Source organism: Acidomonas methanolica, from assembly GCF_004346035.1.
In the GTDB taxonomy this organism is placed as follows: domain Bacteria; phylum Pseudomonadota; class Alphaproteobacteria; order Acetobacterales; family Acetobacteraceae; genus Acidomonas; species Acidomonas methanolica.
Window position 1 is genome coordinate 21,285 of sequence record NZ_SLZN01000002.1, and the last position, 14,620, is coordinate 35,904.

General features: G+C 56.3%; 12 protein-coding genes, 1 tRNA gene and 1 pseudogene. 6 read left to right on the forward strand and 8 right to left on the reverse strand.

The genetic code is table 11. From position 1 onward, the window contains the following. Positions 1 to 30: 30 nt before the first annotated feature. Together EDC31_RS01945 and EDC31_RS01950 are read left to right on the forward strand one after the other, a co-directional pair. On the forward strand, positions 31 to 618 hold the full coding sequence (locus tag EDC31_RS01945) for a hypothetical protein (protein ID WP_042056750.1): 588 nt from the start codon (positions 31 to 33) through the stop codon (positions 616 to 618). Positions 619 to 718: 100 nt separating this feature from the next. Beyond that, positions 719 to 2,617, forward strand: coding sequence for a hypothetical protein (locus tag EDC31_RS01950; RefSeq protein ID WP_132126884.1), 1,899 nt, complete (start codon positions 719 to 721; stop codon positions 2,615 to 2,617). A gap of 217 nt (positions 2,618 to 2,834) precedes the next feature. Here EDC31_RS01950 and EDC31_RS01955 read toward each other — a convergent pair whose 3' ends face one another. Continuing rightward, entirely contained in the window at positions 2,835 to 3,689 is an 855-nt protein-coding gene (locus EDC31_RS01955; protein ID WP_042056747.1) for a hypothetical protein, read from the reverse strand. 171 nt (positions 3,690 to 3,860) lie between these two features. Beyond that, entirely contained in the window at positions 3,861 to 5,426 is a 1,566-nt protein-coding gene (locus tag EDC31_RS01960) for a hypothetical protein (protein ID WP_042056746.1), read from the reverse strand. Between the two features lie 84 nt (positions 5,427 to 5,510). Here EDC31_RS01960 and EDC31_RS01965 point away from each other — a divergent pair, with 84 nt between their 5' ends. From EDC31_RS01965 to EDC31_RS01980, 4 genes and pseudogenes are all read left to right on the forward strand, one after another. Beyond that, on the forward strand, positions 5,511 to 6,167 hold the full coding sequence (locus tag EDC31_RS01965; protein ID WP_243697787.1) for a recombinase family protein: 657 nt from the start codon (positions 5,511 to 5,513) through the stop codon (positions 6,165 to 6,167). Between the two features lie 594 nt (positions 6,168 to 6,761). Further along, a complete protein-coding gene (locus EDC31_RS01970; RefSeq protein WP_042056744.1) occupies positions 6,762 to 9,452 on the forward strand; it encodes a DEAD/DEAH box helicase in 2,691 nt (896 codons plus the stop codon). Between the two features lie 112 nt (positions 9,453 to 9,564). Continuing rightward, a complete protein-coding gene (locus EDC31_RS18480) occupies positions 9,565 to 9,771 on the forward strand; it encodes an Aca2/YdiL-like domain-containing protein (RefSeq protein ID WP_158310306.1) in 207 nt (68 codons plus the stop codon). 66 nt (positions 9,772 to 9,837) lie between these two features. Continuing rightward, positions 9,838 to 10,029, forward strand: a pseudogene (locus EDC31_RS01980) (SOS response-associated peptidase family protein); the annotation flags it as partial. Positions 10,030 to 10,121: 92 nt separating this feature from the next. Here EDC31_RS01980 and EDC31_RS01985 read toward each other — a convergent pair. The 6 genes from EDC31_RS01985 to EDC31_RS02010 all read right to left on the reverse strand — a co-directional run bounded on the left by EDC31_RS01985 (position 10,122) and on the right by EDC31_RS02010 (position 14,609). Beyond that, positions 10,122 to 10,574: a hypothetical protein gene (locus EDC31_RS01985; protein ID WP_132126885.1), complete on the reverse strand. Its 453-nt coding sequence runs from the start codon at positions 10,572 to 10,574 to the stop codon at positions 10,122 to 10,124. Position 10,575: 1 nt separating this feature from the next. Continuing rightward, positions 10,576 to 10,968: a hypothetical protein gene (locus tag EDC31_RS01990; RefSeq protein ID WP_132126886.1), complete on the reverse strand. Its 393-nt coding sequence runs from the start codon at positions 10,966 to 10,968 to the stop codon at positions 10,576 to 10,578. 528 nt (positions 10,969 to 11,496) lie between these two features. Further along, complete coding sequence (locus tag EDC31_RS01995) at positions 11,497 to 11,871, reverse strand: hypothetical protein (RefSeq protein WP_132126887.1); 375 nt, start codon at positions 11,869 to 11,871, stop codon at positions 11,497 to 11,499. Between the two features lie 212 nt (positions 11,872 to 12,083). Then, positions 12,084 to 13,226 carry a DUF4238 domain-containing protein gene (locus tag EDC31_RS02000; RefSeq protein ID WP_158310305.1) on the reverse strand — a complete coding sequence of 381 codons (1,143 nt, stop codon included), beginning with the start codon at positions 13,224 to 13,226 and terminating at the stop codon, positions 12,084 to 12,086. 61 nt (positions 13,227 to 13,287) lie between these two features. Continuing rightward, positions 13,288 to 14,352, reverse strand: a complete 1,065-nt coding sequence (locus EDC31_RS02005) for a tyrosine-type recombinase/integrase (protein WP_042056743.1) — start codon at positions 14,350 to 14,352, stop codon at positions 13,288 to 13,290. 164 nt (positions 14,353 to 14,516) lie between these two features. Continuing rightward, positions 14,517 to 14,609 (reverse strand) — tRNA-Ser (locus tag EDC31_RS02010). Between the last annotated feature and the right edge of the window lie 11 nt (positions 14,610 to 14,620).

Below are 14,620 nucleotides of genomic sequence, written 5' to 3' on the forward strand. Positions count from 1 at the left end.
CAAGTCACGGCAAACGAATGGAGAGTAATCATGTCACTCCACGAAGATGACCTTCTGAAACGTGTCCACCGCCGCCATTTCCAGACCGTCAGCGACGGGAATGTCGGTTTCGTCCAGGCCGCTCCTGCTGGTCTGATCTCAAATAAACAGGCCGAGAAAGAGCGCTCAGACGAGCGGTATGCGCTGCACGTCATTACGAAGATTCGCGATCCCGACAGCGAGGTTCGCAGGGATTATGAAGCCCTCATGGCGATGTCCGATTCCGATCTCCAGAAAGAGGCGGATGACCGGATGTTCTCGTCGAAACCCGGAGAACCATTCCCCAGCCGCGCTCACCTGCGAGCGCTGGCCGTGGGCGACGCTCGCGGGGTGACGGACATCTGGCGGCAGGATCGCGCTCCGGAGCAGGCTCAGGTCGTCAAAATGGAAGATGCAAAGCGGGCAGATTCAAAGATGGGCGATCCCAAGGCGGATTCCGCGAGCCGCACCGCTCCCCTGCCGAAACCGAAGCCCTTAATCCCGCCGCGTTTCGTGTCGCCGCTCAGGCAGATGATGACCCGTTATCAGGACGCAGATGCGCCTGTGATTCCACAGCAATCACGAGCCGTATCAAGGTAGGGCGGCCGATGATTCCTGCCGGTTTCGAGGCAGTCCCAGTCGGGGCTGCGTCGAAACTGGCAGCGACGGGCAGTCAGTTTGACCATGAAGGATGGATAAGATGACCGAAACGCAGGAAGAATACCGCAAGCGCCAGATCGAAGAGGCGGAAGCTCACCTCGACGACCAGATGGCCGCCGAGACCGAAGAGTATCATGACGAAAGGACAGAAGACGAGCGCAGGAAACTGCTCGCGGCGGACGAAACGATCGACGAAGAAGAACCTGAAATCGACAATGAGACATGGTCTTACATGCAGGGGACAGGGAAGAGCAACCCGAACGAAGCCCGCAGAGAAGCAGAAGCGATCATTGAGGCGGGGGTTGAAGACGTGCGGCGGCAAGCAGATGGATGGGAGCCCGGCCTCGACGACGGCGAGGACTACGAGGATGACGATCGCGATTACGGTCACGACGAAGAGCAAAAAACGATCACTGGCGACAAGAAAGATGCTTTGGGCAAAATGAGCGATGCAGAGCTTGTCGCTGAATTCCGAAAACAGACAGACATTGTTGCTGAACGCGAATTCTTCGCGGAAAAGGCCGCTTACGCGCTATCCAACGATCTGTATGACCGCGAAGCTGATCTGCGGAGCGGGGACGATAAAGGCCAAGCCGGGAATGAGGAATGGCAGCGCGTCGAAGAACGTGCTGGCGTCGTCGCTGGACTCAACCGGCAGATCGACCAGGATCACGACCAGATTCGTGATGTCGTTGACGAGATGAAGAAGCGCGATGATCTGCAAATCGAAGATCGTGAGACACGGGAGAAGTTTGAGACCTTCCGGGATCAGGGTGTTCATCGCTGGGAAGACCCGAAACGGGAGATCGATGGTTCGCTCGAAAAATTCAAGTCAGTTTCAGAACTGCGCGAACACAAGGCCGTGTCCTGGAAAGAGGCTGAAGAGCGGAACGAAGAATACCGAAAAGACCTCGCCCGGATGAGCGGCCCCGAACTCATCCAGGAATTCGAGACGCGCACGGCAGTCGCAGACGAGCGCGAATACCAAACCGAAAAGGCTGCTTACGGGCTGTCGAATGACCTCGATGATCGCAAGGCCGACCTGCGGAGTGGCGCTGACAGGGGAGAGAGCGGGAATGAGGAGTGGCAGCGCGTCGAGCAACGGGCCGGCATCGTTGCTGAACTCGACAAGCAGATCGACCATGACCACGATCGGATTCATGATGTCGTCGAGGAGATGAAGAAGCGCGACGATTTGAAGATCGAGGCCGGCGAAACGCGGGAGAAGTTTGAGACCTTCCGGGATCAGGGCGTTCAGCGATGGGAAGACCCGAAACGGACAATCAGCGACTCTCTCGAAAAATTCAGGGATGTGTCTGAATCCCGTGAAGATCGGGCTGAATTCTTGCGCGAGCAGCAGTTCGAGAGAGAACAGGAACGGACGCAGGATCGTCAGCCCGACATCTCAGCGTCTCACAACCACACCGACGATCGCCGCCCGAACCTGACCCAGTCAGACCCGGATCGTGGGCAGAAACGCAACGACGCCGAATTCCTGGGTCGAGAGGCCGCGCATGTTCTGCCCCAGGGCGAGCGTGATCGGCAGCGTGACGCGGCCCGGTTTCAGAACCCGGAGGAGAAACGTGGGCTGGAGCATGAACTGAAGCCGGAGATGTCCTTGGGTGGCGCGTCTAGTGAGCCGCAGGCGGCGCGGGCGAAGGGGGAGGAACGGGAGAAGGCCCCGGCACAGGCCGAGCAGAAGGCAGAAACGAAGGCGCCGGTTTCGGCTCTGGGCAAAGCGGCCGCTTACTTCGACAGGAAGCGCGACGAAGCCGCCAAGCCATCCGAACAGAGGCAGGCAGACCAGAAGGGGGAGAAGGGGGAGCAGAAGGCCGAGACGAAGAAGCCGCTGTCTGTGCTGGGTCGCGCTGCCGCTTATTTCGACCGGAAGCAGGCGGAGCAACCGAAGCCGGCTGAGGAGCAGTCCCGCAAGATGTGATCCTTCGCTTTCCGATTACGACTATGTCATCCTCAAAGGCGGCCACCGAGCCGCCTTTTTTTCTTTGCGGGACAAAACGCGGGATCAAGAAAGGCTGAAGGGGGCGCTGAGAGCGAGAGGTGCAGGGTCGGCTCCGCCTCCCATCGTTTCCGCAAACCTCGGCGGAGCCGAGGCATCCCCCCTGCGCCTACGCAGCCCCCTTCAGCCTTGCTTCGCATCACCCCCAGCGCGGACGCAACACTCTCCCTCTCGGCCTGGGCGCCCTGGGAGCCGGACTGCTTTTCTTGCCAATCCCGACCCGGCTCGTTCCACCCCCGGCAATCCGTCCACCGCCGCCCGGCCGTCCGTCGAACAGTTCCCAATCTCGTGATGAAATTGTCCCCATAATCCCGTGGATTCGTTCGCCGACTTCATTGTCTCGATCCAGCCCGCCCGCACACTGCCTATTCGTGTTGAACATAGCCGGCCCGATAGCATCTCCCAGATCGACGATGGCGGTTATCAGCAGCCGTTCCATTTCGCGCCCTGCGTTCCCGCGTCCGGTTGCCGCCACAAGCGACCTCACGATGACACTCCATGTTGGAACGTCCGGCGGGGCAACTCCCAGGTCGGGCAGAAGCCGCATCCGGACGGGCAATGCCGGCAGGACGAGGTCACCATTCTTGATACAACAATACGTCCGGATGTCCGGCGAGACGGCCCCGATCATGATCCGCAAAGCAACCATCGAAACGTAAATATCCCGGCCGTTCTGGGTAAGATTCTTCTCCGCCCACCTCAGAATCTTCACCTCCTGGCGCGTCAGAATCTGCCTGCCGTCGAGATACTGGACATCGCGCTCGTCGCAGCGAACTGTCGCATCCTCGGCCTGACCGCACATGTAATGGATGATCCGGGGGGCCTCCGGAACAAGCGCGGCAAGGATGGGTTCCATAACCCGACCGCCGCCAACGCGCGGACTCAGAAAAGGCCCCATCAAAGCACGAAGGATCATCTCACTAACGAAATACTCCTCAGCTATCCTCACCGCGACCGCATCGGCTGCCGGGGTGTCGTTCTCTTCGCTTGTCATGATTGTCTCCTGGGCGTTCGTTGCCTCCAGGAGAGTCTATCTACGGACACGGAAACGCCCGGCCTGTGATCACAAGCCGGGCGCGACAGGCAAAGCCATTACCTTCGAAATTGGTAGTTTTCTGCGGGGTGCAGCTATGTTCCGCCCATCACCACCGTCGGAATCAGATGCTTATGCGGCAGCCCCGATATTCGCCACCTTCAGTCGCATCTCTATCCCGTCCGACACAGTCAGCAGCAGGACATCGACGACCGGTGTCGGGCAGGCATCAGTCTTCATCAGCGTCCGAGCCTCCTCGATCGACAGCCCCGGCTTCCCCAGCGAAGGCCCGACCTCGTTCGCGATGTGATCCGCAAGCCATGCCTGAGCGCCATCTTCATCGGTCGAGACGATGGCGGAAAACGCATTGCCGTCATCGGAGATCGCGGCGAACAGCGTCTGTGAATACCCGCCGACGACAAGTGTCTGACCAGGCACGGTAAACGCCGAGATTTTGACATTCGGGTCTCGCATATACGCCTGAATCGCCCGCTCGAAGAACACGTCGATCCTGTCTGGATCAATGTCTTTATTCGACATCAGGAGTTCAATGTCAGGTGTAGTATATATCCCCGAAAACCAGTAAGGCGACAGTTCAGCCAGTTCCGGATATTGCTTTTCATGCGCGGCATGTTTTGCAGCCATTTCCCCAACGAACCCGGCCATCATCCGCATGCAATTCCGCTTCGATTCCGCGCCGAACGGATGGCAGACACCATCGACAACGAACCACCCGACATAGATGTCCCTGCCGTCGGCCGCGTCCTTCTTCTTCTCCGAGATGGCGACATCACGAGCGAGGAAGTCCTCGATCCCATTGCTCGCCGCAATGCCATTGCTCGCCGCAATTCCGTCCACGGGGCAGCGCTCGACGATCAGGCGATCGGGGATACTGCGAGACTTCATCTCCTTGATCAGCGTTGCGAACCACAAATACTCACGCATGGTCATCGGCTGCCCGCCGGCCTTGAAGTGCGAGGTCATCAGGTTGTCGAGCATGGAGGGCTTTCCCTGGCCCGCCCACGCTTCCATCGCCTGAGCCGTCACATACATCACGGTCATGCCGGCCGCTTCGACCGCCTGGGTCACAAGCGCCGCTTCACGCTGACTTGCCTCAAGAGCCGACACGGCACCCTCCGCCTGCTTCAGCCCGTCCTGAAGACGGTCACGATCACCCTGCACAGCCTGAAGAGCAGACTGGGTTCGGGAGGACTCATCCCGCACGGAAGCGAGCGACTGCCGTTCATGGGCAAGCGCATCCTGGGTCGCTCCCAGTGATCCGCGAACCCCGGCCAGATCGGCCTGAAGCTGGGATATGGAGGCGTCCTTCTCGGAGCAAAGCGCCGTCATTTCACGCAGTTCCCGGCCATTCTTTTGGCGAGCAGCAAGCGTGTTCTGATAATCAGCGAGCAGTTCCGTATAAAGCCGCTCATCCTGTGCAACGCGCTCATTGAACTGATGCACGATGGTTTCGGCGTGCCGCTTCCAGCGAAGGTTCTGCTCCTGAACGCCGCTCACAAGCTGACGGTTCACCCTGACCAGTTCGGTATTGGCGACCTCGAATTCATTACGACGCCGCGCGAGCGCTTCCGTCCGCTGAACCTGGGCCACAAGATTATGATACCAGTTTTCACCCGCGCTGAACGTCGCGTTGATGAATTGCGGATTGGTGATAATCGCTAGTTCTTCTGGCCCCATGATCCTGCCCCTTTCTGTCGAAGCGGCGACTGGAAATATGAAATCTCCAGCCCGGCACATTACAATAAGTAATGAGCAGAATCCGTGGTTTATGAACATCCGGGCGTCGTATTGACGTGCCCCGAAAACTACGGATCAGAAACGGGGTTTATGACGATGCGACGCTATGGTTATGCACGGGTTTCAACTGGAGAGCAGACAAACGATCCTCAGATCATCGCTCTGAGGCGCGAAGGTCTGTCTGATGACATGATCGTCCAGGACGTTGTGTCGGGCGGGGTGCCGGCCCTGTCACGGCCAGGAATGTCCTCGCTATTGAAAATGCTGGAGGCCGGAGACAGCCTGGTCGCCGCCAAACTGGATAGATTGGGCCGGGACACCGTGGACGTGATCGGCCTCATCAGGATTCTGAATGATCGCTCTATTAACTTGAGGATTCTGAATATCGGGGTCGAGACAAACACGCCAAACGGAAGGCTCTTCCTGACCATTCTGGCCGCCTTCGCCGAGTTCGAGCGCGAGATCATCAAGGAGCGGACCCTGGCTGGACTTGAGGCCGCTCGGGCCGCAGGGAAGAGATTGGGCCGCCGGCCAAAGCTGACGGTCCGACAGAAGGATCATGCTCTGGAGATGGCAGCGACGGGCAGCACGAACGGGCAAATCGCCGGTGTCCTGGGGGTCTCGATCTCCACGATCCAGCGCATTACAGCCTCAAATCCTCACCATAAAGCCGCTTTTTGAACACTTATTGTTGCGACAAAAGGATGAGTGCTTGACGGCGGTTCGTAAACCACCCTTTTTGAGTCGGATTCGAGGTCGCATATGCGTTTATGAGGATGGCTGAAGGGGCATCCGAAGGAGTGGGAGGCAGGCTCGGCTCCGCCTCGCTGGCGGTTTCGCCGGCTGAAGTGTTTCGAACCACCATCATCAATCTCGGACTTCTCATATTCTTGAACCGCCATACCCCCATCCCCAGCGCCCCTCTATCGGGTAACCAACGGAGCGGCCTCACTGCCCGCCATCCGGCACGCCGATGACGATAATCCCGGCACCAGCATGGAAGCGAAATCGGGTAACAATACGCCTCATGACAATAACGAAATGGCGCCATCTCACAAATACCAGGAAGATTATATCGAATTCAATATATCACGAAATGACAACAATATAATATCGAACATAACTCAGATTTATTTCCGTATTTTCTTGACAATGGGTCGTTTCTACCTAAATAAGTAGTGTGAGGCAGGTTTCCCGGCTTGCTTCACAATCAACGACATCTTCACTGGCGGGCACCACGCAATACGGTCTGCCGGGCATACAGGACGAAACGTCATGGCCTCAGCCGCGATAGAAAAAACACATCAACTCCAGACGATCCGCTGGAAGGACATCGCCGACAGGTTTCCTTGTTACGTCAACCGCGAAGCGCCGAGGACTCTCTACGTCTCGGATCGTGGTGACTTTGTGCGGTTCCACGCTAACGAATACTCCCGTTCGGCCGGCCAGGCCATCGTCGAGATCATCAAGAGCCGAGGTGGAAACTGGGATAGCGGCACTGGCTGGCGGATCACTGATCCCGACACCCTTGATGCTGTGAAGGCGCGAGCGTCCAGGAGCCGCCCGGCGTGGGCCATTGAGTCCGCGAGCCGCCTCCGGTCCCACGGCACCGTTCGCATCGAGGTATCGGACATCGCGGCTGGCTGGGTAATGATGCGCGTGGATCGTTCGGCGCTCGTTGAAGTCGCCGGAACCCTGCCCCACGAAATGCGTGATCTGGTATGGGCATTAAACAGGAAGGCGCCATGGTTCATTGACCCAGCCTCCCAGAATTCTCTCATCAGCTTCCCGATGCCAGCAGAGACAGCCGAAGTCGCCCTCGATCATGTCGAGATGGTGAGCCTCGCCGCCAGCCCGGACGAACGGAGTGCCTGGCGCTCACAACCAGTCATTGTCGTGAGCGATAGCGGGTTGGTCAGGGTCAAAATCGACCTCGCCAACCCCCTCCACCTGATTCCGTGGGTGTCGATGGCGCGAGCGCTGAAGCCGGGCCGCTCCATGGGATGCGAGTTTATGCTGACGGCCGAGAAATGGGCGGAGGCCGCGCAAACCCTGGCGGCAATAGGCATCCCTATCGAAGAAAAAATCGCAAGGTCTTTCTGCTTTAACCCTGAAAGCATCGACCTCACTAGCGTCCCAGGCTGGGCGCGGCCTGCGCCAAATGGTTACAGATTCTTCGCTCACCAGCGCGAGGGTATCCAATTCCTGGCAAGACGGGGCATGCGCGGCCTTCTCGGCGACGAGATGGGCCTTGGAAAGACAGGCACTGCTATCGGGACTGCTGTCGCCGGCGGCGCTCGGCGTATCCTTATCGTGGTGCCCTCCAACGCCCGTTGGGTCTGGGATCGTGAAATTCGCGGATGGGCTGGCCACGACAGCCGGATATTCCACATCACGGAATCGTTGCAGGATATGTCTGGCCTGCCTGATGCCGGTTGGGCAATCACGACCTATGACTTGTTGACGACGCGACAGGAGCAGTTCCTTCCACCGGACCAGCCCACGTCGGACTGGCTGCGGGAGACACTGCTGGCCGCCGGGCATTACGATGTCTTGGCCAGAGCAAAGGCCAGAAGGATCGGCAGTAAAAATGACGATGACGATGACGACGATTGCGCCGCCGATAACCGCCGTGCAAAACGCCACGCTGCGGAGGAAGGACGCCGAGATGAAAGGGGAAAATTCACTCCGTTTCGTTTCGACCATCAGGTCAATCCGCAAATTGGGGCCTTGCTGAAATCGCTGACGGTGCCGGCCGACAAGGGAATCTGCGCCAAGGCGGTCAAGCGGCTGAACCGGATCGGACTCCGCATGTCGGCCGAATTGCTCAACAGGATTCAGGAATGGGAGCCGGACCTGGCTTTCATCGACGAGGCTCATAGGATCAAGAACAGCAGCGCCGGGCGCACTCAGGCGGTCCGTTCTCTGATCGAGGCTCGCTCGCGTGGCGCGATCCTGATGACCGGGACACCGCTCAGGAATCACGGCGGCGAGGGTGCGAGCCTCATTGATGCGCTCCTGCCGGGCGCCAGGGACCACCTGGCCCAGAATCTGGCCACAGGTCACTGGCAGGAGGCCCGGAAGGAGGCGCGGGATAAGGCTGTAGCCGAAATCCTCAAGACCGTGATGATCAGGCGACTAAAGGAAGATACGCTCGACCTGCCAGAGAAGATCAGGCAATGGGTGGACATCGATCCTCAGGGTGACGATCTGGTCGCCTACCATGAGGTTATGGCCGAAGCGGCCCGATGTGTTGGCGAAGCGATCGACAACGGTGCCACGAAGGGGGAAGCCGCCAGGGAGGTCATGGGCCTGTTGTCGATAGCGCGGCGCCTTCTGGGGTTGGCCAAGGCAACCAATCCGGCGGTCGTGGACCTGATCGACGATGTGGTCGAGGCCAAAGGGGCGTGCCTGGTCTTTGCCCATCATCGTGACGTGATCGATCTGCTCGCCAAGCAGATTCGCGCTCAAGGCCGATCCGTGGTGGTCGTGACCGGGGAGACGCCTGCCACGGATCGGGCAAAGGCCGAGGCAGAATTCCAGGCAGGCAAGGTCGATGTCTTCCTTGCCTCGACTGGCGCCGCCGGCGAGGCCCTGACCCTGCACCGTGCGGACACCTGCATTTTCGTGGAACTCGATTGGGTGCCGGCGGCCATGCTGCAAGCTGAGGACCGGGGCCACCGGGCCGGCCAGAAGGCGAAAGGCTATCACATCATCAGTCTGCTCGCCCACCTATCCGACGACGGAAACCTGGACAGGCACGTTGCTGATGCCCTCGTTGATAAATTGAAAAATATCAATGAGATACTTGACGAGCATACCGAGATCAGCGGCCAGCGAATCGCCGGCGGCGACGCCAGCGTAAGGAGCCGTGTAGTTGCGGCCCTCATGTCAGACGCACAACACGCCGCAGCCGCGCAAAACGCAGAGACGCGCAATGCGGCACGAAAGACGCAGGCCGCCTGACCCCACAAAAAGGAGTCGCCGGGTTCCCGCCCGACGACTCCGTGTCAGCACTCGCGTAAGCGGGCACCACGCCCTCCCGCCTTACGCGCCCGATAAAGCTGGAGCAAGTAAAATGCTGAAAATTTCACCTATCCCTCCGACACCCACCGAAATCCGGGCTGCAAGGAAGGCGGTTCGTCTCACCCAGGCCGAGGCTGCTGAGGTCGTCTCGGTCAGCCAGGCAACCTGGAAAAAATGGGAGGCGGGTGTCCATCGCATGCCCCCTGCCTCGTTCCATGCCTTTCAGATGACGGCCTGGAAGTTCGGAGGACACAAATAATGATTCCGAACGCCATCGTCGCCGATCGCAACCTATGATGTAGGCGATGGCCAGTAGCCCGCCGCGAGAACGGCCAATGGTCAGACGATGGACGACCTATATGCAATCCTGACCACTGAAGCCAACCGGAAGGTCGGTGCCGTTCATCCCAAGGCCATGCCTGTTATCCTGACGCGGCAGGAGGAGATGGATTTGTGGATGACGGCACCGGCGGATGAGGCAACGCGGCTTCGGCGGCTGTTGGTGAGAGTTGCTTAATCAACACGGATAAATTGGTGATAGATACAACCAGAAGGTATGATATCTATACATCGGACTAAAAAATAATATTTCGAAGATATAGATTAAATCTAACTTTCCTCTCTGGGGGAGGCTTTATCTTGCACAATACGTCCAAAATAGAAAGCTATCACCGTAAACATTAAATTTTTCATGTATTCTGGTATATTATCAGCCGGTCGGAATAAAACAAGATAAATAAAAGATGAAATTATAACGAAAGAAATAAAAGCGCAGACTATTGATGTAAAATTTAAATTATTGAATATCGTTTTGCGACTCGCCGCAATCTGCATTTGTTGAATAAGTTGACTCTCAGTGTCCGCTGACCCTTCATGTTTTTTGGTTATGACAACCCACAACATATAATCTTGCCAATTTCCGGACTTCGAATCTCTATCTTTAAACTGAACTTGCGCTACAGAACCATCAAGGTATCCATCTTGGCTTAGTATTCTATGTGACGAACTGCTTGGCTTTGAACTCTTAATATAAGAGATAACAGGACTTTTATTTTCCTTCATCTTACACAACCACAATATGCGATCTCGCCAAGTACTCATCAACTCGGCCGCCGACATCAACTATTCTTGCAAAATTTACATCATCGCGACCAACGCTCAAATCAGTGGCTGACTTTGGCATCGGTAAAGTAGCTCTATGTCCGTCAACTGATACTAGAGTGTCTCTTTTGACAGGCGCTGCGCCGTATTTAACCACATACTCTACCGAGACTGCGTTAGGATTGGGATGGCGCGTGGCCCAGTCCTCATTAAACTCTCTGAAAGAATCATAATCTGCACGTTGAATATGTAGATTCAAGTCATGTCTATAAGTGAATGTCCCCGATTCGTCGTCCACGATCCAGTCATCTTGAGATGATGTAGCGAGTATCCGATTAACGTCCTGAATGTTCATCGTCGGCTCCTTTTTTTTCATTGTATCAGCAGCATGCTCTTTGTGAACACGAATTTGACAGTGCCGGTAGAGGCGCGATCATCTTTCTATCCAAGTGGTAAAGCCTTGGCTGCGCCCCATGCGTGATCCAGCCATCAGCGCGCAAACGTGGCGATGATTAGCCAAGCGGCCACAGTCGCCACAGCCAGGACGCTCACGGCTATTACCGCCGCAACGCTCGTGCGCCCTTTACGTGGCCGGACTGGACCGCGCTTGATCGCCGTCGTAGGCGCCACGTCTCCAACCTTGGCCCCATGAATGCCCCTCAAATCAGGAATCGGGGTAATGCTGGAGCCAAAGCTCACCATGATGCAGCACCCAAACCCCGCCGGCGCAAGACCAGGACGGCTACCGGACGCCGGGTCGAGGTCGAGGCTATTCTGGTGTCAGAGGAAGGGCGCGGCATGACATTGCGTCAAGTGGCGGAGATGGTCGGGGTCTCGCCTGCTACGGTAGTGAATCTAAAAAGGATCTTGCGGCGCAAATTCTTTATCGAAGGATAACACCCTTCTTTCGCATTGCGGCGATAAAACCTGGGCCATCCTCAACTAAATGACTTCCGTTTTCTCGGGTCGTGCCGTCGTCATCGGCAGCAAGGATTCCGTTGCCGCCATGCTCAAACTGCGCCTTCCTTAAACACTCTTCGCCAATTCCCTGCCTTTTATAGTCAGAAACGATATTCATGTGAGTCAGATACAAATACTCATCGTCATCGTCGCCACGCGAACTGGGCTCTCTAACCAATTTAAATGAAAATTGTCCAATTGATGCACCAGATGCATCGTATATATCCACCTGATTTTCGGACAAAACATCAATTGTCACCGGACCTTTGGATTTCGTTGCAAAAATATGCTTACACATGTTGATATACTTTATTCTCGCCAAGTTTGCATTCGCGACATTACTTCACGGAGCCAGGCGTGAATAGCCCGTATATTTCTGAAGACATTGGCTCGTAAAAATGAGGACAGGAGAGCCTTGACGATCGGCGCCGTACAGTGTGTTGCGACTCATCCGACATTATAGGCAGTCATGAAGTCCCTGTTGGCACACGAGAACCCTAGCCAAGCTCATCATTCTCCGAGATTTTCCTTCGCCTTGCTCTTCGCTTCTCTTGTCGCCTTCTCGCGACGTTTGTTAAAATGGACTAGCGTTTCATTTACCATCGAAACCCGCCAAGCATCCCGCGCTAGAATATCTTCTTCCTTGTGACTTCGCCTCCTGAACGAATATCTGATCTGAACAGCACGCGGCAAACGCTGCCTCCGCGTCTCTACGGGCATATGCAAAAGGATACGACGGCGACCGTCAGATAAATTGAATTCGGTTTCCAATACCTCTGGGCGCGCAATTCTGACGACATCAGATTGCTCTCGGAACTGATCCAGGGTTCGTTGAACGTTCGCTGCATTCGAAAAATAGACGTTCTCGTATGCGTTACCAAACTGCGCCAAATTCAGGTTAACAACATCCTGTTCCCGGCGCAGCGATGTTCTTCCAGCCTGCTTGTCAACCATGTAGGCTTTGGGATCGCTTAGAAATAAGATTGCCCTCGGGGATATTGGATACAGGATTATCAATCCCGGAGATGCGAAACCAAGATTGCGATCAGATGCTCTGATACCAGGCAAGCTATTGCATAGAACAATTGGATGATCGCTCGTCAGGAAATCTTCAGAAGTCTCGTTAAGGAGTAGCGTGCAATCCAAATCATCAATTAGTGGCCCCATCAATAAATGCTGGCCAATGGAGTCCATCACAGCATCTACCGTCGAAATTTCAACCTTTGGCAGATATTCCAGTAGGTCCACCTTTCCCTCTCGCTCAAAATGATGGCGGAGTAAGGATTTTCCGAATTGATTGGTCAGGTGGTCGGCCCGCACGACGGCAGAAGCGGTCCGCCCCGCTTGAAACATTATTCCACTCGACAACTCGCTTCGACGACGAGACCCCTGCTGAGGGACACTCCGAGAAGAAAGTATCTCATCGAGAAGAATTTTCTGCCTACCCTCAATTTTGGCAAACTCGTCCTCAAATATCGGGTTTTTTGTATAGAAATAATCACGCGAACATTGCGACTTCATTGGTGCTGACGTTATCGTTTTTTCAGACTTTATATTAAAGAGCGAAATCTCCCGATCACTCCCTGAGCGAAACCGTCGCAGATAGCTCCGAGGGACGAAGTGATTATTCTTTTTCTTCGATCTGGATGCCAAGGGCCGCAACTCCCGAAACGCTCTTCGTTACTCTTCATAACCTGCCAAAATAGCCATGACATCACCCCATCGCCAGCGCCCTTTCTCTGGCCCTGATCTGGGCGACGCGATCGACGATGCTTGGATTGTAATACCGCATCAGCATGCGCGGGTCTTTATGCCCGGTGGTCTTGGCCAGTTCGAAGCAGTCACGATGGAGTGGAGCCAAACGGGTGCATCCCACATGGCGCAGGTCGTGGAAGGTCAGTTCGCCAGCAAGCCCGGCCCGGCGTGTCGCGGCGCGGTAATTGTTCTGAACCATAGTCGTTGTGCATCCGCCGTCTTCGGGTGAGGCATCCGGGTCGCCAAAGACCCATCCATCCAACCGGCGGGGCAGAGCCTTCCGCATCTCCTGAACGCAGACCGACGCGGCAAGCGTAAGCGGCACATCGCGGGCAGAGCCATTCTTGGATCGGGGAATGTGGATATGGGTGTCGTGGACATCCTTCCACTTCAAGGCCCGAATCTCGCCCTGGCGCATAGCGGTGAACATGGCGATCTTCACGAACCAGACGAGCCAGCCCGGCCCCTTCTCACAGGCGGTCAGTAGCTTCGCTTCATTTTCGTCAGTCAGATCGACACATCGCCCTTCGTTCGGCTTTGGCCGGGAGACGCCTTCGCATGGGTTATCGACCTTGTATCCATGCTGCCGCGCCCATTTGAACACGGAGGACAGGAGATTCAGGGAATTATAGATGGTCGAGGGGGCCTTGCCATCGCTGACCCGGCGGTCACGCCACGCGACGATGTCACTGATCTCCACAGAGATGATGGGATAGGCCGCGATGACCTCTTTCTTCCACGCCTGAAGGCGATTCGCCTCCTGAACGGCGCCTCGCTTGGTCGGAGTTACCTGCTTGAGATACAGGTCGATGACATCCGAGAGCGAGGTTTCCCGCTCCCTGGTCTGGTCAACATAGGTGTTCCCGTCGATCTTGCTGACCGTCTCGTTCTTGAATTGGACGGCCTCGGCAAAACTGTCGAAGGTTCGGCTGGCGGCGACCCCCTTGCGTCGGATTTTGACCTCGTATTGGCCTGGGCCACGACGGTAAATCCCAGGCTCTTTCGTCTTCTCGTGCTTTGCCATCTCTGCATCCCCACACGAACGAACCCCGTTCGTCTCTGGGGATAATTTTAGCGATTGTCGCAAATTGTCGCAAAAAAGGCCGACGAAAGTCCGTAAAAGCCCCCGAACAGAGCCGGAACAGCCGGGAATCCGACTTCTTAACTTGTTGGTTTATATGGAGAAATTGGCGGAGGGGATGGGATTCGAACCCACGGTACACCTTGACAGTGTACAACGGTTTAGCAAACCGCCGCCTTCAGCCACTCGGCCACCCCTCCGCCTTGAGGGA

Excerpts from the sequence above, each read along its gene's own strand:
- EDC31_RS01945 (WP_042056750.1), top strand. The coding sequence starts at position 31 with ATGTCACTCCACGAAGATGACCTTCTGAAACGTGTCCACCGCCGCCAT.
- EDC31_RS18480 (WP_158310306.1), top strand. The coding sequence starts at position 9,565 with ATGCTGAAAATTTCACCTATCCCTCCGACACCCACCGAAATCCGGGCT.
- EDC31_RS01985 (WP_132126885.1), bottom strand. The coding sequence starts at position 10,574 with ATGAAGGAAAATAAAAGTCCTGTTATCTCTTATATTAAGAGTTCAAAG.
- EDC31_RS02005 (WP_042056743.1), bottom strand. The coding sequence starts at position 14,352 with ATGGCAAAGCACGAGAAGACGAAAGAGCCTGGGATTTACCGTCGTGGC.
- EDC31_RS01960 (WP_042056746.1), bottom strand. The coding sequence starts at position 5,426 with ATGGGGCCAGAAGAACTAGCGATTATCACCAATCCGCAATTCATCAAC.
- EDC31_RS01970 (WP_042056744.1), top strand. The coding sequence starts at position 6,762 with ATGGCCTCAGCCGCGATAGAAAAAACACATCAACTCCAGACGATCCGC.
- EDC31_RS01990 (WP_132126886.1), bottom strand. The coding sequence starts at position 10,968 with ATGAACATTCAGGACGTTAATCGGATACTCGCTACATCATCTCAAGAT.
- EDC31_RS01995 (WP_132126887.1), bottom strand. The coding sequence starts at position 11,871 with ATGTGTAAGCATATTTTTGCAACGAAATCCAAAGGTCCGGTGACAATT.
- EDC31_RS01955 (WP_042056747.1), bottom strand. The coding sequence starts at position 3,689 with ATGACAAGCGAAGAGAACGACACCCCGGCAGCCGATGCGGTCGCGGTG.
- EDC31_RS01950 (WP_132126884.1), top strand. The coding sequence starts at position 719 with ATGACCGAAACGCAGGAAGAATACCGCAAGCGCCAGATCGAAGAGGCG.